This window comes from Streptomyces sp. AK08-02 (genome assembly GCF_033795085.1).
Lineage (GTDB): Bacteria > Actinomycetota > Actinomycetes > Streptomycetales > Streptomycetaceae > Streptomyces > Streptomyces echiniscabiei.
Map to the genome: position 1 here is coordinate 309,551 of NZ_JARAZV010000009.1, position 18,704 is coordinate 328,254.

General features: G+C 70.8%; 18 protein-coding genes. 7 read left to right on the forward strand and 11 right to left on the reverse strand.

The window, feature by feature from the left end; genetic code table 11:
* Window positions 1-220: 220 nt before the first annotated feature.
* On the forward strand, window positions 221-1,585 hold the full coding sequence (locus tag PV734_RS20630) for an FAD-dependent oxidoreductase (protein WP_319094426.1): 1,365 nt from the start codon (window positions 221-223) through the stop codon (window positions 1,583-1,585).
* A gap of 78 nt (window positions 1,586-1,663) precedes the next feature.
* Here PV734_RS20630 and PV734_RS20635 read toward each other — a convergent pair whose 3' ends face one another.
* From PV734_RS20635 to PV734_RS20650, 4 genes are all read right to left on the reverse strand, one after another.
* On the reverse strand, window positions 1,664-1,987 hold the full coding sequence (locus tag PV734_RS20635) for a YkvA family protein (protein WP_319290742.1): 324 nt from the start codon (window positions 1,985-1,987) through the stop codon (window positions 1,664-1,666).
* Window positions 1,988-2,195: 208 nt separating this feature from the next.
* Window positions 2,196-2,825: a DUF6629 family protein gene (locus tag PV734_RS20640; protein WP_319094601.1), complete on the reverse strand. Its 630-nt coding sequence runs from the start codon at window positions 2,823-2,825 to the stop codon at window positions 2,196-2,198.
* Between the two features lie 129 nt (window positions 2,826-2,954).
* Window positions 2,955-3,782, reverse strand: coding sequence for a methyltransferase domain-containing protein (locus tag PV734_RS20645; RefSeq protein ID WP_319094428.1), 828 nt, complete (start codon window positions 3,780-3,782; stop codon window positions 2,955-2,957).
* 45 nt (window positions 3,783-3,827) lie between these two features.
* A complete protein-coding gene (locus PV734_RS20650) occupies window positions 3,828-4,211 on the reverse strand; it encodes a DUF6479 family protein (RefSeq protein ID WP_319290745.1) in 384 nt (127 codons plus the stop codon).
* Between the two features lie 195 nt (window positions 4,212-4,406).
* Here PV734_RS20650 and PV734_RS20655 point away from each other — a divergent pair, with 195 nt between their 5' ends.
* A complete protein-coding gene (locus PV734_RS20655) occupies window positions 4,407-5,027 on the forward strand; it encodes an L-threonylcarbamoyladenylate synthase (protein WP_006376425.1) in 621 nt (206 codons plus the stop codon).
* Window positions 5,028-5,135: 108 nt separating this feature from the next.
* The gene (locus tag PV734_RS20660) at window positions 5,136-5,348 is read left to right on the forward strand and encodes a hypothetical protein (RefSeq protein WP_319094430.1); all 213 of its coding nucleotides are present in this window, start codon (window positions 5,136-5,138) and stop codon (window positions 5,346-5,348) included.
* Between the two features lie 104 nt (window positions 5,349-5,452).
* On the opposite strand, the gene PV734_RS20665 is transcribed toward PV734_RS20660, so the two are convergent.
* The 6 genes from PV734_RS20665 to PV734_RS20690 all read right to left on the reverse strand — a co-directional run bounded on the left by PV734_RS20665 (window position 5,453) and on the right by PV734_RS20690 (window position 13,005).
* Window positions 5,453-7,369, reverse strand: coding sequence for a DUF2264 domain-containing protein (locus PV734_RS20665; protein ID WP_319290747.1), 1,917 nt, complete (start codon window positions 7,367-7,369; stop codon window positions 5,453-5,455).
* On the reverse strand, window positions 7,366-8,397 hold the full coding sequence (locus PV734_RS20670; protein ID WP_319094432.1) for a hydroxyacid dehydrogenase: 1,032 nt from the start codon (window positions 8,395-8,397) through the stop codon (window positions 7,366-7,368). Before PV734_RS20670 ends, PV734_RS20665 begins: the two co-directional genes overlap by 4 nt.
* A gap of 72 nt (window positions 8,398-8,469) precedes the next feature.
* The gene (locus tag PV734_RS20675) at window positions 8,470-9,333 is read right to left on the reverse strand and encodes a carbohydrate ABC transporter permease (protein WP_319094433.1); all 864 of its coding nucleotides are present in this window, start codon (window positions 9,331-9,333) and stop codon (window positions 8,470-8,472) included.
* Window positions 9,330-10,319, reverse strand: a complete 990-nt coding sequence (locus tag PV734_RS20680) for a sugar ABC transporter permease (RefSeq protein WP_319094434.1) — start codon at window positions 10,317-10,319, stop codon at window positions 9,330-9,332. The genes PV734_RS20675 and PV734_RS20680 overlap by 4 nt, the downstream gene beginning before the upstream one ends.
* 82 nt (window positions 10,320-10,401) lie before the next feature.
* On the reverse strand, window positions 10,402-11,751 hold the full coding sequence (locus PV734_RS20685) for an ABC transporter substrate-binding protein (protein WP_319094435.1): 1,350 nt from the start codon (window positions 11,749-11,751) through the stop codon (window positions 10,402-10,404).
* 123 nt (window positions 11,752-11,874) lie between these two features.
* Window positions 11,875-13,005, reverse strand: a complete 1,131-nt coding sequence (locus PV734_RS20690; protein ID WP_319094436.1) for a substrate-binding domain-containing protein — start codon at window positions 13,003-13,005, stop codon at window positions 11,875-11,877.
* Between the two features lie 268 nt (window positions 13,006-13,273).
* On the opposite strand from PV734_RS20690, the gene PV734_RS20695 reads away from it, so the two are divergent.
* Genes PV734_RS20695 through PV734_RS20705 form a run of 3 tightly spaced genes read left to right on the forward strand, consistent with a single transcriptional unit; the run spans window position 13,274 to window position 16,788 of the window.
* Window positions 13,274-14,155 carry an MHYT domain-containing protein gene (locus PV734_RS20695; RefSeq protein ID WP_319094437.1) on the forward strand — a complete coding sequence of 294 codons (882 nt, stop codon included), beginning with the start codon at window positions 13,274-13,276 and terminating at the stop codon, window positions 14,153-14,155.
* Window positions 14,156-14,175: 20 nt separating this feature from the next.
* Window positions 14,176-15,726, forward strand: coding sequence for a metallophosphoesterase family protein (locus tag PV734_RS20700; protein WP_319290750.1), 1,551 nt, complete (start codon window positions 14,176-14,178; stop codon window positions 15,724-15,726).
* A 30-nt stretch (window positions 15,727-15,756) separates the two neighbouring features.
* Window positions 15,757-16,788 carry an LLM class flavin-dependent oxidoreductase gene (locus tag PV734_RS20705; RefSeq protein WP_319094439.1) on the forward strand — a complete coding sequence of 344 codons (1,032 nt, stop codon included), beginning with the start codon at window positions 15,757-15,759 and terminating at the stop codon, window positions 16,786-16,788.
* A gap of 14 nt (window positions 16,789-16,802) precedes the next feature.
* Here PV734_RS20705 and PV734_RS20710 read toward each other — a convergent pair whose 3' ends face one another.
* A complete protein-coding gene (locus PV734_RS20710; RefSeq protein WP_319290753.1) occupies window positions 16,803-17,804 on the reverse strand; it encodes a TauD/TfdA dioxygenase family protein in 1,002 nt (333 codons plus the stop codon).
* Window positions 17,805-18,073: 269 nt separating this feature from the next.
* Between PV734_RS20710 and PV734_RS20715 the strand changes: the two genes are divergently transcribed.
* Window positions 18,074-18,703: a hypothetical protein gene (locus tag PV734_RS20715; protein WP_319094441.1), complete on the forward strand. Its 630-nt coding sequence runs from the start codon at window positions 18,074-18,076 to the stop codon at window positions 18,701-18,703.
* Window position 18,704 lies beyond the last annotated feature (1 nt).

Genomic DNA, 18,704 nt, shown 5'->3' on the forward strand with positions numbered 1-18,704 from the left:
ATATGAATGCCCCCAGCGTCATACGCGGGCGGACGCCCGGGTGTTCAAGCGCCACTCGGATTCATAGGAAGCTCTCAGAGAACAAGGTCATCGGGAGTGGCATCCAGACTCATAAGTCCACTTTATGAGCCCATAACCCCGACCCCCGTACCAGCTTAGGCTTGCCTTAGTTTAGGCTTCCTTCGAAGATCTCTTGTCATCGCTCGAAGGGAACCTGATCATGCCTCGCCCACTGCGGGTGGCCATTGTCGGAGCCGGCCCGGCCGGGATCTACGCCGCCGACGCGTTGCTCAAGTCCGCAGTGGCCGCGGAGCCCGGCGTGTCCATCGACCTCTTCGAGCGGATGCCGGCCCCGTTCGGCCTGATCCGGTACGGCGTCGCCCCCGACCACCCGCGCATCAAGGGCATCATCACGGCCCTGCACCAGGTGCTCGACAAGCCGCAGATCCGCCTCTTCGGAAACGTCGACTACCCGGGCGACATCAACCTGGACGACCTGCGCGCCTTCTACGACGCGGTGATCTTCTCCACGGGGGCCACGGCCGACCGGGCCCTCGACATACCCGGCATCGAACTGGACGGCTCGTACGGCGCCGCGGACTTCGTCTCCTGGTACGACGGACACCCGGACGTGCCGCGCACATGGCCCCTCGACGCGGAGAAGGTCGCGGTCCTCGGGGTCGGCAACGTCGCACTCGACGTGGCGCGCATCCTGGCCAAGACGGCGGACGAACTGCTGCCGACGGAGATCCCGCCGAACGTCCACGAGGGACTCAAGGCCAACAAGGCGATCGAGGTGCACGTCTTCGGCCGGCGCGGCCCGGCGCAGGCCAAGTTCAGCCCGATGGAACTGCGCGAGCTGGACCACTCCCCCAACATCGAGGTCATCGTCGACCCCGAGGACATCGACTACGACGACGGCTCGATCGCGACCCGGCGCGGCAACAAGCAGGCCGACATGGTCGCCAAGACGCTGGAGAACTGGGCCATCCGCGACATCGGCGACCGACCGCACAAGCTGTTCCTGCATTTCTTCGAGTCACCCACCGAGATCCTCGGCGAGGACGGCAGGGTCGTCGGCCTGCGGACGGAACGGACCGCTCTCGACGGCACCGGCAATGTCAAGGGCACCGGCGAGTTCAAGGACTGGGACCTCGGGGCGGTCTACCGCGCGGTGGGCTACCTCTCCGACAAGCTGCCCAAGCTGCCCTGGGACGTCGAGTCGGGCACCGTTCCCGACGAGGGCGGCCGAGTGCTCCAGGAGACCGGCGAGCACCTCCCGTCGATGTACGTCACCGGGTGGATCCGACGCGGCCCCGTGGGGCTGATCGGGCACACGAAGGGCGACGCCAACGAGACCGTCGCCAACCTCCTGGACGACTACACCAACGGCCGCCTTCCCGAGCCGGCTTCGCCCGCCCCCGAGGCGGTGGACGCGTTCCTCGGTGAGCGGGCCGTCCGGTTCACCACCTGGGAGGGCTGGTACCGGCTGGACGCTGCGGAGAAGGCCCTGGGCGAGCCCCAGGGCCGCGAGCGGGTGAAGCTCGTCGAGCGCGAGGACATGCTCCGGGCCAGCGAGGCGTAAGCAGGACCAGCAGGACCAGAGAGACGACGGCGGGGCTCGGCTCGCGGCATTCCGCGAGCCGAGCCCCGCCGTCGTCTCTCACCAGTTCTTGTCGGGGCGGACGGTCGGCGCGGAGTCGAGATCCTGCCCGTCGCCCAGTTCCCGCGCCTGTGAGCGCAGGCTGCGCAGGGCCAGCAGGAGTACGCCGATGTCGTCCAGGTAGACGGGGTCGGGCACGAGGTCGGTCGGCAGCACCAGATAGGCGACCGCGCCCCAGAAGACCCAGCGCGAACCCGTCGGCAGCCCCGCGCGGCGCAGGTCCCGCCGGGTGCGGACCAGCCGTACCAACAGGGTGCCCGCCACGGCCAGCGCGGCCACCGCCAGGACCGCGACGATCAGGATCAGTGTCGTGGTGGAATCCATCACCCCTCCGCCGTTCAAGGCCGTTCAAGATCGGCCTTCGCCGCGACCTTCCTCCCCATCGCTTTCCCCTCCACGATGTCTCCACACCGCACACCCGCACCTCTCCTTACAGCACGTCAGTACGGCAGATTTGAGCCAGTGCTCGCCTTCCTCGCCTTCGCCATCGCCGCGTCCGCTCTGCTCCCGGCGGGCTTCCTCCTCGGCCGGGTCAGCGGCGTGGCGGCGGGCGTCCGCGCGCCCAGCCCAGCAGGACCAGGGAGCAGAGCGCGGCGAGAGCGCACCAGGTCGACACGAACTCCAGCCGCCACAGCGCCCAACAGACCAGCGCGCCCGTCCCGACCAGCAGCCCGAACACCACCAGCCGGTGGTCGCCGGAGAGCAGGAGAGCGCCGACCGTGGCGATCAGATAGCCCGCGAGGAGTGGTCCGGAGTGGGACAGGCGGATGCCGTAGCCGATCGTATGGCCACGGATGTCCGCCGTCCCCCGGTGGTTCGAGAGGTTGTACGCGAGTGCCGCGCTGGTCACGACGCCCGCCGCCAGCGGCAGCAGAAGGCGGTGCCGCGCCCTTCCGGGTGCGGCACACAGAACGGCCGCCGGCACCCACAGGGCGAGCAACGGAAGGGCGATGACCGTCCACGCCACGGTCGCCGGGCCGGTTCCGCCGTCCGCCCGCCAGACCAGGGACTCCACGATCTGGTGGGCCCCCAGAAGCAGGGGCAGCGCGGCCAGCGGCAGATCACGGACCCGGCCTGCCCGGGCCACCGCTGTCACGCATGCCACACCCACGGCGGCGATGCCCACGCCGGCCGCCAGGTCAGCCGTCGCACTCCAGCACATCACACCGCCACGGGGTCCGTCGTCGCCTGCCTCGGCTTCACAGCGGACCACGGCCGGGCTCGGGCCGCACGCCGAGCGTCGACGACACCCGGCGAACGCCCGGGAACGCCCGGCGGCACCCTGGGCGGGTCAGGCCGGCCGGTGGGCCACCACGGCGAACATCGTCACCGACATGTGCAGCGCGCCACGCTCCGCGGCCTCGGTCAGCTCCGCGTACAGGCGGTCGCGCTGTTCCTCGGTCATGAGTCCACGCCGTACGGTCGACTCGCCCATCATCCGGACCAGGGGCCAGGGCACCGTCGTGTTGTCCTGGAGCAGTGCCTGCGAGCCCCGGTCGTCGACGACCAGCCCCGCCGCGGACAACTGGTCCGCGAGTCGACGTCCGGAGTACGGGTTGGCCGCCGCGGCCACGGTTCCCGCCATCAACGCCGCCACCACGTCCGGGTCACCGGGGTGCAGAAGGGCGGTGGCCCAGTCCGAGTCGATGAGCGCCACGCGCCCCCCGGGACGCAGGACCCGCGCGATCTCACCGACGGCCTTGTCCGGTTCGGACAGATGCTGCAGTACACGTTCGCACCAGACCATGTCCACCGTGGCGTCGGGCAGCGGAAGGGCGAGCGCGTCGCCGTCCACGAAGCGGGCCGTGCTGCCGGCCGCCGCCGCCCGCTGCTCGGCGACCTCCCGCAGAGCCGGGTTCGCCTCGATGCCCATGGCGTCGCCGGACGGGGCTACAGCCGCCGCCAGTGCCAGGGTGTGCGAGCCTGCGCCACTGCCCACGTCGATCACGTGTTCGCCGGGGCCCGGGTTCAGCGCGCTCTGTGTCCAGGCGCGCAGCCGTCGTACGCCGTCGGACCTGTCCTGGGCGTCGAGGGCCGCCACGAGCCGTCCGACGTCCGCCGTGGAGAAGTTGCGGGCGTGGAACTCCGAGCTGGGCCGCGTGTCAGGTGATTCCCCCATGCGGCCCACTCTATGGGCCGGGCCACGCGCCGACGATCGGAAACGTCACTTCCTACCGGAGCCGCCGCTGCCGAAGGAGCCGCTGTTGCCGGGCGACCAGCGCGGGCGGGTCTGGTCCTCGCCGCGCTTCGTGCCGGCGGAGTGGAGGTTGTGCGGATTGAGCCGCTCGCTCTCCTCCACGGTGTGCGGGACCTCGTCGGCCTCACGCATCTCGCGCTCCTCGTGCACCGGCCCGGACTCCGGCAGCCTGGGCTGCTCGTCCGGCCTGGGCGGGGGCGACTCGGCCTCCTTGGCCTTCACCCCCAGCCGGACGGCCCAGATCAGCAGGGCCACCACGATCAGGCCACCGGCGAAGGCGGCGATCACATTGAGTACGTTGCTCGATGCGGCGAGTACCTGTCCCGCGTCTGCTGCTTCTGCCAGTTTCATGGCCCCCGAGTGCCCCGGAACCCGTGGGCTATTCGCACCGCTCACGCTGCCGCCGATGAAGGTGTCCGGGTGTTCGCCGACGACCGAGCGCGGTTCCGGACCCGCCAGGTCCTCCTCGACGGCTTCCCCCGGTCGATCAGCTACTCAGGGCATCACCGGCCGGGACCTACCCCACCGAGGGCATAGGCTCGACGGATGGCAAGGTACTTCGACGTCCATCCCGACAACCCGCAGCCCCGCACGATCAGTCAGGTCGCGGACAGCATCCGCTCCGGCGCGCTGATCGCGTATCCGACGGACTCCTGCTTCGCGCTGGGGTGCCAGCTCGGCAGTCGTGACGGCATCGACCGCATCCGGTCGATCCGGCAGCTCGACGACCGTCACCACTTCACTCTCGTGTGCCAGAACTTCGCGCAGCTCGGCCAGTTCGTGCAGGTCGACAACGATGTGTTCCGGGCCGTGAAGGCATCCACTCCGGGCAGTTACACGTTCATCCTCCCGGCGACCCGCGAGGTGCCGCGCAAACTGCTGCACCCGAAGAAGAAGACCGTGGGTGTGCGCATCCCCGATCACACGGTCGTGCAGGCGCTGCTGGCCGAGCTGGGCGAGCCGCTGCTGTCCAGCACGTTGCTGCTGCCCGACGAGAAGGAGCCGCTGACGCAGGGCTGGGAGATCAAGGAGCGGCTCGACCATGTCGTGGACGCCGTCGTCGACTCCGGGGACTGCGGTACGGAGCCGACGACGGTCATCGACTTCTCCAGCGGGGAGGCCGAGATCGTGCGGCGGGGCGCGGGAGACACATCACGGTTCGAGTGACCCGGCTCTCCGTTCGGCCTGGGGAACGGTGGCGGTCGCCGGTGCGGGGTGCGCTCGGGGCGCGGGCTGTGCATGGTGGTAGGAGGTCCGGTCGAGCAAGGAGACGTCATGCCGATCCAGCACTCCGATTCCGATTCGCCCTCTCTGTCGGACGACACCACGACCCCCGACGCGCTGCTGCACACCGGTGCGGAGCACGGCGCTTCGGCCGAGGATCTGGTGCTCGCCACTGGCCGTGACCTCACTCCGCGCAGCCTTGCCTGGGCGGAGCGGAAGCTGGCGGAGGAGGGGATCTCGGCGTTGGACAAGTTGTTGCCGTGATCGTTGGTTGACCGGGTGTCCGGGTGTCCGGGGTGCGGGGCTCTTCGGCCGCGGGCCCGGTGGGGGCTGGTCGCGCAGTTCCCCGCGCCCCTATGGGGCGCGCCTCAGCCGTGCTGCACGGCCACCGGCTCGAAGGTGATCCGTGTTCGGGTGCCGTCTTCGGTCCAGTGAATCGCGACCGCCGTGTCTGTCACCTCCACGTCGGACACGACCCGGTCGGGGACGAACGGCTGTGGGTCCGCCGTGAGGGTTGCCAGGGCGACGTGGAGTGAGGTGCCGGCGGTCTCGGCGGTCAGACGTGGGACCACGGCCCAGCGGGTGTAGGCGGTGCCCTGCGGGGCGCGTGTCTCCTCGGGGTCCGGGTTCCAGCCGTACAGGCCGTGCAGGGTGGACGTCACCTCCTCCTCGGGGCCCGTCGCCCAGCCCGTGTGGGTCACCCGTGCCCCGGCGGGGGCGCCGGTCACGCGGTGGACGCGCACCTCGTGGCGGCCCCGTACCACCGTGACGCTCTCCACCCGCAGGCCCGGCAGCATGGGCGGCCCGGCGGTGAAGACGGGTCGGTGCCAGGACGCGGCCCAGCCCCAGCCGTCCCCGTGGCCCGCGCCCAGCGGGTGGACACGGCGCCGGACGCTGCCCCGGCCGCCGATCTCCACGGAGAGGTGGTTGTCGGCGATGTTGGCGAGGGCTGTCGGGCCGGAGTGCGTCGAGTAGGCCTGGCGGCCGTAGTGCGGATCGTCCTCGGCCGCCGTCTCGCCCTCGTGCGGGCGGACGTGGTCGCTGCCGTGGTTGTGCAGCCGTACGATCCCGTCCGCGCTGGTCGACTGCACCAGCAGCCCCGGTGCGGGCAGCGCGAGCACCCGGTCGCGCTCCTCGACGGGCGCCGGCTCCTCGCGGGACGTCCAGAGCGGTGCGTCGGCGGGGGCGAGGAGGGACACGAAGGCCTTCGAGGCCCAGTACGGGGATGCCGGGCCCGAGTACGTCTGCAGGGTGGCCTGGTGCGGGCCGTGCCAGCCGAGGGTGAGCAGGCCGTCCTCGGTCAGCGCGCCGCGCTCCAGGAAGTGGCGGAGGCTGCCGCTGATCAGTCGGCGGCTCGTGCCCGGGGTGAGCGGGGTGTGGCCGGTGAGGGCGCCGAGGCCGACGGCGGCGGAGGCGGCGAAGCGGTACGAGAGGGAGCGGCCGAAGTGGATCGGGGCGCCGTCCCCGCCGAACATCAGCCCGAAGCCGTCGAGGTGTTCGCGCAGGCGGGGGCCGTAACGGGCGGACAGCTCCCGGTCGTCGCCGAGGTGGGCGTCGAGGACCGGGTACAGGTGCAGGGCCCAGCCGTTGTAGTGGTCGAAGGCCCGGCCGTCCCCGTCCGCGTACCAGCCGTCGCCCCGGTACCAGGTCTCCATCAGCTCCAGGGCCCGCTGACGTGCCCGGGCCGTCTCGGCGTCGCCGCGTCCGACGGACTCCAGGAAGCCGGCGACCGTGTAGGGGAAGAGGTACCAGTTGTTCGGCGCCGGCGAGTGCCGCAGCGAGCCGCGCAGCCATTCCTCCGCCCGGTCCTGTACGGCGGGGTCGAGCCGTTTCCACAGCCAGGGCGCCGTCAGTCTGAGGCCCAGGGCCACGGACGCCGACTCGACCATCGGCTGGCCCTGCACGTCGTGGTCGAGGATGAGCGGCCAGGACTCGGTGTCGTCGCGGCCGGGGGTGAGGGTGCCCGCCGCGAGGCCCTCCGCGTACCGGTCGAGCCAGCCGTGCGGGTCGTCCCCGTTCGCGCCCGCGACACGGAAGGCGGCGGCGAGGAAGGTGCGCGCGTAGCCTTCGAGCCCGTCGGAGCGCACACCCGACCGTGACGGGACGCCGGGCAGGTCGAGCAGGGCGCCGCCTGGGGTGCTCCAGCGCCACGCGGCGGCCAGCAGCCCGTCCGCCACGGCCTCCCAGTGGGCCCGTGTGTATCCGGTGTACGGGCTCGACGCGCGATCCTCGGGCGGGAACTCGAAGGGGATGCCCCTGCTGCTGATACGGGTTGTGCTGCTCATGCGAGGAAGGCCAGCCTTTCGCGTCGTACGGGATGGCGGAAACCCGCGCCGGATGCCCAGTGTTCCGTCTCGGCGACGGCGACATCGGCCAGCCGGCGCCACTCGTTGCCCTGGGATCCGGCGAGGTGGGGGGTGAGAAGCGCGTCGGGGCAGTCCCACAACGGGTGTTCGGGCGGCAGGACTTCGGGATCGGTGACGTCGAGGACCGCACGGACGCGGCGCTCCCGGACCGCGTCCGTGAGCGCGTCCTGGTCGACGACGCCTCCCCGGGCGGTGTTGATGAACACGGCGCCGGGACGCATGGCGTCAAGCAGCGCGCGGCTCACCAGGCCCCGGGTGGTGGGCAGCAGCGGAGTGTGCAGGCTGACCGTGTCGGAACGGGCGAACAGGGTGTCCAACTCGACGCGCTCCACGCCGAGTTCGGCCGCGTCGGCATCAGTGACGTAGGGGTCGTACAGCAGGATGTCGAAGTCGTGGGGGCGCAGCAGCTCGATGACGCGGCGGCCGATCAGGGAGGCGGAGACGATACCGACGGTCCGGCGGTGGTTGCCGATCTCGTGGGAGGTGCGCAGCCAGTTGTCGCGGTTGCGGGTGGCGGCGTAGGCGCGGGCCCGTTCCAGGACCTGCTTTCCCGTCAGCAGGATCATGGCGAGGGTGTACTCGGCGACCGGCAGGGCGTTCGCGGCGGCGGCGGACGACACCTCGATGCCGCGCTCCCAGCAGGCGTCGGTGACATGCGGCCGGACGCTGCCCGCGGTGTGCACGACCGCTCGCAGCCGGGGCGCCGCCGCGAGGGCGTCGGCGTCCAGTACGGGGCAGCCCCAGCCGGTGACGAGAAGGTCGACGTCGGCGAGGATCTCGCGTGCGCGCCCGGTGCCGAAGTCGTCGAGGACCGGCAGCGGGGCGAGGTCGCAGACAGCGGCGAGGGCGGCCAGCGAGTCGGGGTCGAGGACGGCCGCCGCGGCGTCCGGGGACATGGCGAGGGCTGCACGGGGGCGGAAGCCGGGGCCCGGCGAGGACACGGTCATTCGGGGTCGGTTGCTCCTTGCTGGTCGGTAACTCAGGTGGCGCGAGCGTTACTTGACTGTGCGTCCGATCGACTACTTGACGGAACCCGCGGTCAGACCGCTGCGCCAGAAGCGTTGCAGCAGAGCGAAGGCGAGGACGAGGGGAAGGACGGCGAGCAGCGATCCCATGATCACCACGGGGTAGTACTCGGGCGACACGGAGGCCGAGCTGTTCCACTGGTACAGGCCGAGGCTGACCGGATAGAGGTCCTGGTCGGAGAGCATCACCATGGGCAGGAAGAAGTTGTTCCAGATGGCGGTGAGCTGGAACAGGAAGACGGTGATCAGACCGGGTCCGAGCATCCGCAGCGCCACCCGTACGTACGTGGTGAGTTCGCCCGCGCCGTCCACCCGCGCGGCTTCCAGGACCTCGTCGGGGACATAGCCCTGGCTGAAGACACGGCCGAGATAGACGCCGAACGGATTGAACAGGACGGGTATGAAGACGGCCCAGAAGGTGTTGACGAGGCCGGCCTTCGAGGCCATCAGATACAGCGGCAGCGCGAGTACCGTCTGCGGCACCATGACGGCGGCCAGGACCAGGCCGAACAGTTTCTCCTTGTGCTGGAAGCGGTACTTGTCGAAGGCGTAGCCGCAGGCCACGCTCACCAGGGCGCCGATGCCGGCGCCGAGGACGGCGTACAGCAGGCTGTTGCCGTACCAGCGGCTGTACAGGCCGTCGTCCATCGCGAACAGGTCGCGCAGGTTCTGGACGAACGAGAAGTCGCTCAGCGACAGGATGTTGCTGCTGAACAGCGCGTCCCGGTTCTTGCCGGCGGCGAGGACCAGCCACAGGACGGGCAGCAGGGTGTAGAGGACGGAGAGCGCGACCACCACGTTGACCGTGGCCCGGCCGAGCAGACGCGGGCGCATGAGGGTGCTGTCGCCGGTGCTCATCGGGCCGTCTCCTCAGGGGTGTTGGCGCGGCTGGTCCAGCGGGTGACGCCGTAGGACAGGGCGATCGTGCACAGGAGCAGGACGACCGAGGCGGCTGCCGCGAGGCTGTAGTTGTTGCGGGTGAACGCCGCGTCGTAGATGTACATGCTCGGCGAGAAACGGGAGTTGATCATCGGGGAGGACTGGCTGAGCAGGACGGGCTCGGTGAACAGCTGCAGCGCCCAGATGAGGGTGAAGATGGCGACCATCACGATCGACGTGCGCACGAGGGGCGTCTTGACCTGGAGCGCCGTGCGGACGGGGCCGGCGCCGTCGACGACCGACGCCTCGACGACCTCGCGGGGTACTGCCTGGAGCGCGGCGTAGAAGACGACCATGTTGTAGCCGAGGTTGCTCCACAGGGCGATGTTCACGATCGACGGGAGGACGGTGTGGATGCCGAGGAAGTCGATGGTGATGTCGGCCCTGGCGAACAGGTCGATGACGGGGCTGATGCCGGGTGTGTAGAGGTACAGCCAGATGAGGGCGGCGATGATGCCGGGCACGGCGTGGGGCAGGAACAGGCCGAGCTGGGCCCAGGCGCGCAGTCGTACGACGCCTGAGTCGAGGAGCAGGGCCAGGGCGAGGGCGCCGATCACCATCAGGGGGATGTAGATCAGGCAGTACAGGGCAACTGTGGCGAGCCCGGACAGGAACGTCGGGTCGGTGAGGACCGCCGCGTAGCCGCGCAGGCCGACGAAGACGGTGCGTTCGGGGCCGAAGCCGAGGCCGGGCTGGTCGTCGCTGAAGAAGCTGAGGTAGACGGCCGTGCCGACGGGGATCAGGAAGACGGTGACGAGGAGGGCGAAGAACGGTGCCATCAGGACGGCGCACGCGGCGAGTCGACGTCGGCGGGCCGTCTTGCGGGCGCGGTGCGCCGAGGCCGTGGTGGCGGTGCGGGAAGCGGCGGCGGGCGCGGTGCGGTGGGCCTGCGTGGTCGCGGTCATGGGGTGTCACCTGCCTTTGCCTTTCGGGCGGCTCGGGCCGCTCGGGTGCCGTGCGGGAAGGGGAGCGGAATGAGGCGCGAGCTCATGTGGTGTGCTCGGTGGTCGACAGGCCGAGGGCCCTCAGGTCGGGCATGGTGCCGTCCTGCGCCGCGCGTACGGAGTCGATGAGGGAGCCCTGACCGCCGCCGACGCGCGCGAAGTTGTCCTGCATCACCCGCTGGGTGGCGGTGAAGCGGGGGCCCCAGACCCAGCCGTCTCGGATTCTGTGGGCCTCCTCCTCGAAGAGGGAGTAGATGTCCTGGCCGCCGTAGTAGGTGCGGTCGAACGCCTCGCGGCCCACGGCGACCAGTGCGGACGCGGCCGGGTACTGGCTGCTGGTCCCGCTGGAGAGGCGGGCGCGCAGCGAGTCGGGGTGGGAGACCTGCCAGGCGATGAACTCCAGGGCGGCTTCCGGGTGTCGGCTGTCCTTGGTGACCGCGAAGGTCGAACCGCCGTGGGTCCCGACGGCCGGGTGGCCGGTGTCCCACCGGGGCAGCGGGGCGATCCGCCACTGTCCCGCCTGTGCGGGCCGCGCCTTCATCTGGGCGCCGGCGTCCCAGGCTCCGCTGAGCCGGGTGAGGACGAGTCCGTTCGCGATCTGCGCGTCGGACTGTCTGCTCTCGATGGCGTTCACGAAGACGAGGTCCTCGTCGATGAGCCGCTGCCAGTAGGCGGCGACCCGTCGGGTGGGGGCGTCGGCGAGGGAGACGTTCCAGGCGCCGCCCGCTGTGTCGAACCACTGGGCGCCGGCCTGCCAGGCGTAGGCGGCGAACTGGGTGCCGCCGTCCGTGGGGAAGAGAACCAGCCGTCGGCCGGGCAGCTTGCGGCGGACGGCCCGGGCCAGGTCCTCGAACTCCTCCCAGGTGCGCGGGACTTCGAAGCCGTGCCGGGCGAAGAGGTCGGCGCGGTAGTGCATCACCATCGGCTCGACGTCCAACGGCACGCTGAACACGCGCTGTTCGAAGGTGGTGAGACCCAGCGCCTGGGGCAGCAACCGGGCGCGCAGTTCGTCACTGATCATCGAGGTGAGGTCGCGGGCCACGCCGTCGATGGCGAAGCCGGGCACCTGCGGGTACTCGATGGTGGCCACGTCGGGGGCGTTGCCGGCGCGGGCCGCGTTGCTCAGTTTCGCGTAGCCGCCCTGGCCGCCGGACGGGATCTGCTGGAAGTCGACCTGGATGCTGTCGTGGGTGCTGTTGAAGGCGTCCACCACCTCCTGGCTGCCGCGCAGCGCGGACCAGAAGGTGATGCGGGTGACTTTTCCGCCGGCACCGCTCGACGCCGAGTCCGCTCCCCCACTGCAGGCGCTCACGGCGCCGGTCAGTGGCAGTGCGGCCATCGCGGCGAGCACGGACCGGCGGCTTCGTCGACGGTGGTTCTGTCGACCAGGCATGGGTGCCTCCCGCGGCTCCGGTGTGACCTCTCGGGTCACGTCCTGTTCGAGATACGGGAATCCTGATCGACCCAACAGAAACGGTCAATAGAACGATCAGAAGAAAACCAAACGGTCAAACGCTCATTTCATGTCGGGCACCGCCGCCCGGGAGGTCAGCGCCCGCGTCGACCCGCGCACCTTCAGCTCCGGCAGCAGCTCGATGCGCCGCGCCGGCCCCGCCCCGCCGCCGCGCGGGTCCCTCAGCCGCTGCAGCAGCAGTTCGGCGGCGGCCCGGCCGACCTCGCCCTTGGGTGGGGACACGGCGGTGAGGGGGGTGCCGCCGAGGGCGGCCACGACATCGTCGTACGCGACGACCGAGCAGTCCTGAGGCACCCGGACGCCGTGCGCTGCCAGGTCCTGGACCAGCATCAGCGCGTCCACGTCGCCGTGCAGCACACACGCCGTGGCGGCGAGTTCGCGCAGGACACCGGGCAGGTCGACGGCCGGACGTTCCGCGCCGGCCGCGCGGTCGGGGCCCGCGTCGCGCGAACTGAGGGTGAGGGTCCAGGCGTCGAGTTCCGGATGGGCTGCGCCGATCCCGGTGAGAGCGGTGCGCAGGGCGCGCGCGGTGGGGCTGTCGTCGCGCGTGGCGAAGACGATCCTGCGGTGACCGAGCGCGACCAGGTGCTCGACGGCGAGATGGGCGCCGTACCAGTGGTCGGTGCAGACCGAGTCCAGGGCGTGCAGCGCGCTGCCGGGGCGTGGTCGGCGCTCCATCAGGACGGTCGGTACGCCGAGCCCGCACAGCCACTCCGCGTCGGCCTCCTCGGCAGCGAGGGTGCGCCAGCGGGGGGCGATCAGCACGCCCCGGGCGCCGTCAGCCAACGCCCGCTCCACCAGGGGCCGTTCGGCGCCGGCGACCTGCGGGGCGATATGCAGCGCGATACGCACGCCGGCCTCCTCCAGGACGGGGCGGGCGCCGTGCAGGGTCTCGTAGAGGTAGGAGTGGCGGGCGGGGACGACCAGGACGACGGTGTCGCCGTCCCCGGACGCGGCAACGGGCTCCGGCGGGGCGTCGGGCACCGGGAGCGTCGAGCGGGCGACGCCGTGGCCGCGCCGGAGTCTGCCCTCGCGGGCGAGTTCCTCCACGTCCCGGCGGACGGTGACCACCGAGACCTCCAGCTCGGCGGCGAGGTCGGTCACCCGGGCCGCGCCGCGCGCCTGCACGGCGGCCAGGATCCGCTGCCGCCTCAGTTCGACCGGCTCGCGCATACCGTTCGCCCCCTTGCTTCGTGCACCGGCACACCCGCCACCGGAATGTTCGTTTGAACGCTTTTCCGCGCAGCATAGCGATCGACAGGCCGAACGGCAGCATCACTGGCGGAGCGACAGATTCCGGTCGCATCGCACCCCTTATGGACCGATCTCGTCCAACGCTCAACTAAAATTCACCGAGTACTCGCGGTAACCGCTTGATTTCTGCGCACCCGAGGCGAGAATTTCATCTCTCAACATATTGCGCCTCGGGGGGACTTGGCATATGCAAGGGACAATTGACGGATTCAGTTACGGGTTCGTCACTCCTGTGGCCGCCTACATCATGGCCTGCCTGGGAAGCGCGCTGGGGTTGCGCTGCGTGGTCAGAACTCTGCTCAACCAGGACTCCGCGAAGGCGGGCTGGCTGGCGCTGGGGGCGGCGGCCATCGGGTGCGGAATCTGGACCATGCACTTCATCGCGATGATCGGGTTCCAGGTCGAGGAGACCGCGGTCCGCTACGACACCGGCCTGACGGTCTTCAGCCTGGCCGTCGCGATCGTCGTCGTCGGTGTCGGCGTGTTCGTCGTCGGGTATCGGGGCGCCACACCCGCGGCGCTCTCCATCGCGGGCGTCGTGACCGGCCTCGGTGTCGCCGCGATGCACTACCTCGGCATGGCGGCGCTCCATCTGAACGGCTCGATCCACTACGACCCGACGACCGTGGCACTCTCCGTACTGATCGCCATAGGCGCCGCCACCGCCGCCCTGTGGGCGGTCGTCTCCATCCGGGGGTTCCTGACCAGCCTCGGGGCCAGCCTGGTGATGGGTGTGGCCGTCACCGGTATGCACTACACGGGGATGGCGGCGGTCAGCGTGCACGTGCACGACCCGGGCAACACCACCTGGTCCGGTGACTCACCGACCTCACTGCTGCTGCCGATGCTGATCGGGCCCGTCCTCTTCCTGCTGCTCGCCTCGGTCGTGGTGATGTTCGACCCGCTGCTCGTGCTGGGCGACGGAGAGTGGGGCGGCAAGAGCTCCCGGCAGCAGCCCGTGCGGCAACCGCCGCAGATCCCGCAGCAGTCGGGCTCGCAGGACACCGGACGGACCTCCCCCCGGTGGCAGCGGACCCCGGCCCCGACCCGGACGGATCTTCGACTGTAGGACATTGCTACGGTGCCCCGATGGCCGACTCCGCACCTGCCCACTCCTCCCGCGACACCGCCGAGGGCGCGGGATGGGGCGGCGAGGACCCGGGAACCTACCGGGAGTTGATGCCCCGTCGGGTCGAGAAGCTCTCGTGGGTCAACCCCCGGACACTGTGGCCCGCCCGCAACGGCGTGCTGGCCTCCTGGTTCGGGGATCCCACGGGCCGTACCCGAAGCCGCTGGGCCGACCAACGGACCGCCGCGGGCGTGCCCGCCGACAAAGTGGTCCGGCGTGGCGACCCGGACCGCTTCTCCTTCATGGTCATCGGCGACACGGGCGAGGGCGACGCACCCCAGTACGCTGTGGTCCCGGGCTTCCTGAGGGTCGGTCAGGACACGGCGTTCACCGTGCTCGCCAGTGACGTGATCTACCCCGTCGGAGCCACCGACGACTACGGCACCAAGTTCTTCCGCCCCTACCAGGACTACCCCGCACCCATCTACGCGATCCCCGGCAACCACGACTGGTACGAGGATCTGAACGGGTTCATGCGCGTGTTCTGCGACGCCCCGCCCCTCCCGGCGGAGCCCGCGCCCCGCGCACTCACACCCGCCCGGCTGCGCTCACTCCTGTGGCACAGGCCGAGCGCCGTCGACGAGCAACGCCTCGCCGAGGCGGCCAAGTTGCGCTCGAACCCCGCCCAACAGGCAGTCCAGCCCGGCCCGTACTGGGCGATCGACGCCGGCCCCATACGCGTCATAGGCATCGACACCGGGCTGCTGGGCACCCTCGACGCCGAACAGGGCCGCTGGCTGAGGGAGGTGTCCGCCGGGCCGGTCCCGAAGATCCTCATCACCGGCTCGCCCCTGTACGTGGACGGCGAGCACCACCCCTGTCCCATCGACGGCGGCGGCACGGTCGACGACCTCGTCCGCGATCCGGAGCGGAACTTCGTGGCCGCGATAGGCGGCGACATCCACAACTACCAGCGCTACCCGGTGAGCGTGCCCGGTCCCACCGGCCGGACCATTCAGTACCTGGTCTCGGGCGGCGGTGGCGCGTTCATGCACGCCACCCACACCATCAAGCGCGTGTCGGTCGCCGATGTCACCGAGGACGACTTCCGCTGCTACCCGTTGCGCGGCGACTCGCTGGCCTTCTACAGCAGGCTCTACGGCCGACGGCTGCGCCTGCGCCGCTTCTTCACCCTCACCGAGGCCGAGGCGACGGCCGTGATCGCCGAGCGCCTGGGCATCCGTCCGACGCGCGACCCGGGCGAGTCCGTCCGCCTCACCCGGCGCATCCGGCTGGTCGCCGCTCTGCTGGGAACGGCCAGTCGTCCCGACCGCGCCCGACGTCTGCGGCTCCCGGTCCGTAAGGCGTACACGCAACTGTTCTCGCCCGGCTCGGCGACATACAGCCCGCCGTTCTTCAAGAGCTTCCTGCGTCTCGACGTCTCCCCGGAGGCGATCCGGCTGCGCTGCTTCTCCGCGACCGGCAAGCTCAGGCAGGAGATGGATCCCCCGGTCGAGGACGAGGTCGTCATCCCGCTGATCCGGCCGGCTGGCACAATCGACGAAGCGTGAACATCCGTACGACGATCGTTGGAGGAGCTCGTGCCGTCCCCCTCACAGCCGCTGCGCAAACTGGGCTTTCTCACCATCGGACTGTTCGACGGGGACGATCCGCGCGCTGGGCACGAGTCGACGCTGGAGATCATCGAGCTGGGTGAGCGGCTGGGCTTCGACAGCGCGTGGCTGCGTCACCGTCATCTCCAGTACGGGATCTCCTCCCCCGTGGCCGTCCTCGCGGCGGCCTCGCAGCGCACCAGCCGTATCGAACTGGGCACCGCGGTCACCCCGCTAGGCTGGGAGAACCCGCTGCGCCTGGCCGAGGACTGGGCGACCGTCGACATCCTCTCCGGAGGCCGGCTCAACCCGGGTCTGAGCGTCGGCCCGCCGATGAACTACGACCACGTCAAGGGGGCCCTGTATCCCGACACGGCGGACACCGAGGACTTCAGCTATCAGCGCGTCGAGCGGCTGCTGGACCACGTACGCGGGAAGGCGGCCAGCGACTTCAGCGGGGTACAGGGGTTCGAGGTGTTCTCGGACCGGGTGCAGCCCCATTCCCCGGGACTCGGAAGCCGGCTGTGGTACGGCGGTGGGAGTGTGCGGTCGGCCCGGTGGGCCGGGGAGCACGGTATGAACTTCCTGACCAGCAGCGTCGTCAAGGCCGAGGATGGCGAGGAGTCGCCGGACTTCGCCGAGGTCCAGCTCGCGGGCGTCCGTGCCTTCCGCGCCGCGCACCCGGACGGCGAGCGGGCCCGGGTCTCCCAGGGTCTCGTCGTCATCCCCACCGACAGCGCCTCGCCCGAGCAGCGCGCGAAGTACGAGGAGTACGCGGCGAAGCGGCTGCCGCGCACCGCGACTCCGCAGGGTCCGGCGCGGCTGATGTTCGCGCCGGACCTCGTCGGCACCTCGGCCGAGATCGCCGAACGCCTGTACGCGCACGTCGCGTTCCAGGAGATCGACGAGGTGGCCTTCGCGCTGCCGTTCACCTTCGACCACGAGGACTACGTCCAGATCCTCAACGACATCGCGACCCGCCTCGGACCCGCCCTGGGCTGGCAGCCGGCCACCGGCTGAAGCGCGCGGGTCCCTCACCACCGCCCGGGTTCGGTTCCGATGACCGCCTCCGACGGCCTGCCGTCCACACCCACCGGTATGTCGCCGGTCAGCATCACTCGGTGCATGACCCGGGGGTGGCCGAGATGGGCGTTGTCGCTGGGGGCGAGGTGGATGGTGGCCCGGTTGTCCCAGAAGGCGACACTGCCGGGCTCCCAGCGGAAACGGACCGTGTACTCGGGCCTGGTCGCCTGTTCGAGAAGCATCTCCAGGAGCAGCCGGCTCTCCGCGCGCGAGACGTCCACGATCTGCTCCAGGTAGTAGCCGTTGACGAACAGCACCCGCTCCCCCGTCTCCGGGTGGACCCGTACCAGCGGATGCACCGAGGCGGTCTGGTGGTCGAGGAGATGCCGGAGGTACGCGTCGTCGCCGGGCCGTGCCTGGTAGCCGACGCCCAGCCGGTGCTCGGCCCGGAGACCGTCCACGAACTCCCGTACGGGCGCGGAGAGTCCGGCGTACGCGGCTGCCAGGTTGGACCAGATGGTGTCGCCGCCGTACGGCGGGACGGTCTCGGCGCGCAGGATCGTCGCGGCGGGTGGGTCGATCCGGGCGCCGTGGTCACAGTGCCAGCCGCGCAGCAACGAGTGGCGGCGCCGCTCCAACCACTCGGCGTGCTCCATGCCGTAGCGTCCGCCCAGCTCCAGCCGGTCGGCGGTCGTCTCGATCTCGGGGAAGCCGGATGGCGAGGCGCCACCGCGCCGCCCGAGGACGACCGGCTCACCGAACCGGCGCGCGAAGGCGATGTGCCCGGCGTGGTCCAGCCGCTGACCGCGGAAGAACACCACCTTCCAGCGCAGGACGGCGGCCCTGATCCCGGCGACCACGGTGTCGTCGAGGGGCTCGGTCAGATCGACTCCCGAGATCTCGGCGCCGATGTGCCCGGCGACGGGCGCCACCTCCACTCCGGCGGTGTTCGTCTCCGCCGGCTCCTGTGCGGTCGGCGGTACTTCGCCGTTCGTGGCCCGGTCCGTCCGCATGCACGCTCCGATCGTGGGTCCGTCGTGTCGGTCTCGCAGGTGAGCGTGCCAGTATTCGGCGGGCGTGGCGACCGCGCGTCGTGCTCCGCCGGACACCCGACACGTCAACCCACAGGCCCGGCAGCACCGGCCGCGGAACTTCCCACAGGACTTCGGCACGACAGGCGGACGTCACCCTTCGCCGCACACCCGACACATCCACCCACAGGCCCGGCACCACTGCCGCAGGACTTCCCACGGCGCTTCGGCGTGGCTGGCAGACTGCGACGATGACCGATGGCGTGTCCGATGCCCCCGAGCCCAGTGCCTTCGTCCGGCGGCTGCCTGCCGGTGAACGGCTGCCGATGCCCGCGGCCCCGGTCACCGCGTGGGAGACCTTCCCCTTCGAGCCGTTCGAAGGGGAGTTGCGGATCAAGCCGTTGCTGCCTCCGGTGCTGCCCGAGCCGGATCGCGACGGCGAGGCCGGGCCGGAGGACTGCACTGTCTGCCGCAAGCCCGTGACGGACGCGCTCTGGGCGGACGACCACTGGCGGTTGGACGCGGTCGGCGAGGTGCGGCTGCCGGCCGTCGTGCTGCTGCAGCCACGCGGCCACTACGACCTGGGTGACCTGCCCGCCGCCCGGTCTGCCGAGTTGGGCCCGTTGCTGCAGCGCGCCGAGCGGGCCGTCCTGGCCGTGGACGGCGTCGCACGGGTGCACGTCAACCGGTGGGGCGACGGCGGCGCCCACCTCCACTTCTGGCTGCTGGCCCGCCCGGCGGGCCTGACCCAGTTGCGCGGTATGTTCCTCGCCCTGTGGGAGGAACTCCTGCCCCCGGTACCGGAGTCGGAACGACTGCGGGCCCATCGGCTGATCGCGCGGACGTTGGCGGCCGGAGGCGGGACGGCGTACGTGGGGTAGG

Bases quoted from the DNA above. Each gene is read 5' to 3' on its own strand.
- PV734_RS20680 (WP_319094434.1), bottom strand. From the start codon at position 10,319: ATGACCGCGACCACGCAGGCCCACCGCACCGCGCCCGCCGCCGCTTCC.
- PV734_RS20655 (WP_006376425.1), top strand. From the start codon at position 4,407: ATGGCAAGGTACTTCGACGTCCATCCCGACAACCCGCAGCCCCGCACG.
- PV734_RS20675 (WP_319094433.1), bottom strand. From the start codon at position 9,333: ATGAGCACCGGCGACAGCACCCTCATGCGCCCGCGTCTGCTCGGCCGG.
- PV734_RS20690 (WP_319094436.1), bottom strand. From the start codon at position 13,005: ATGCGCGAGCCGGTCGAACTGAGGCGGCAGCGGATCCTGGCCGCCGTG.
- PV734_RS20700 (WP_319290750.1), top strand. From the start codon at position 14,176: ATGGCCGACTCCGCACCTGCCCACTCCTCCCGCGACACCGCCGAGGGC.
- PV734_RS20645 (WP_319094428.1), bottom strand. From the start codon at position 3,782: ATGGGGGAATCACCTGACACGCGGCCCAGCTCGGAGTTCCACGCCCGC.
- PV734_RS20685 (WP_319094435.1), bottom strand. From the start codon at position 11,751: ATGCCTGGTCGACAGAACCACCGTCGACGAAGCCGCCGGTCCGTGCTC.
- PV734_RS20695 (WP_319094437.1), top strand. From the start codon at position 13,274: ATGCAAGGGACAATTGACGGATTCAGTTACGGGTTCGTCACTCCTGTG.
- PV734_RS20640 (WP_319094601.1), bottom strand. From the start codon at position 2,825: ATGTGCTGGAGTGCGACGGCTGACCTGGCGGCCGGCGTGGGCATCGCC.
- PV734_RS20665 (WP_319290747.1), bottom strand. From the start codon at position 7,369: ATGAGCAGCACAACCCGTATCAGCAGCAGGGGCATCCCCTTCGAGTTC.
- PV734_RS20630 (WP_319094426.1), top strand. From the start codon at position 221: ATGCCTCGCCCACTGCGGGTGGCCATTGTCGGAGCCGGCCCGGCCGGG.
- PV734_RS20670 (WP_319094432.1), bottom strand. From the start codon at position 8,397: ATGACCGTGTCCTCGCCGGGCCCCGGCTTCCGCCCCCGTGCAGCCCTC.
- PV734_RS20660 (WP_319094430.1), top strand. From the start codon at position 5,136: ATGCCGATCCAGCACTCCGATTCCGATTCGCCCTCTCTGTCGGACGAC.
- PV734_RS20650 (WP_319290745.1), bottom strand. From the start codon at position 4,211: ATGAAACTGGCAGAAGCAGCAGACGCGGGACAGGTACTCGCCGCATCG.
- PV734_RS20635 (WP_319290742.1), bottom strand. From the start codon at position 1,987: ATGGATTCCACCACGACACTGATCCTGATCGTCGCGGTCCTGGCGGTG.
- PV734_RS20710 (WP_319290753.1), bottom strand. From the start codon at position 17,804: ATGCGGACGGACCGGGCCACGAACGGCGAAGTACCGCCGACCGCACAG.
- PV734_RS20715 (WP_319094441.1), top strand. From the start codon at position 18,074: ATGACCGATGGCGTGTCCGATGCCCCCGAGCCCAGTGCCTTCGTCCGG.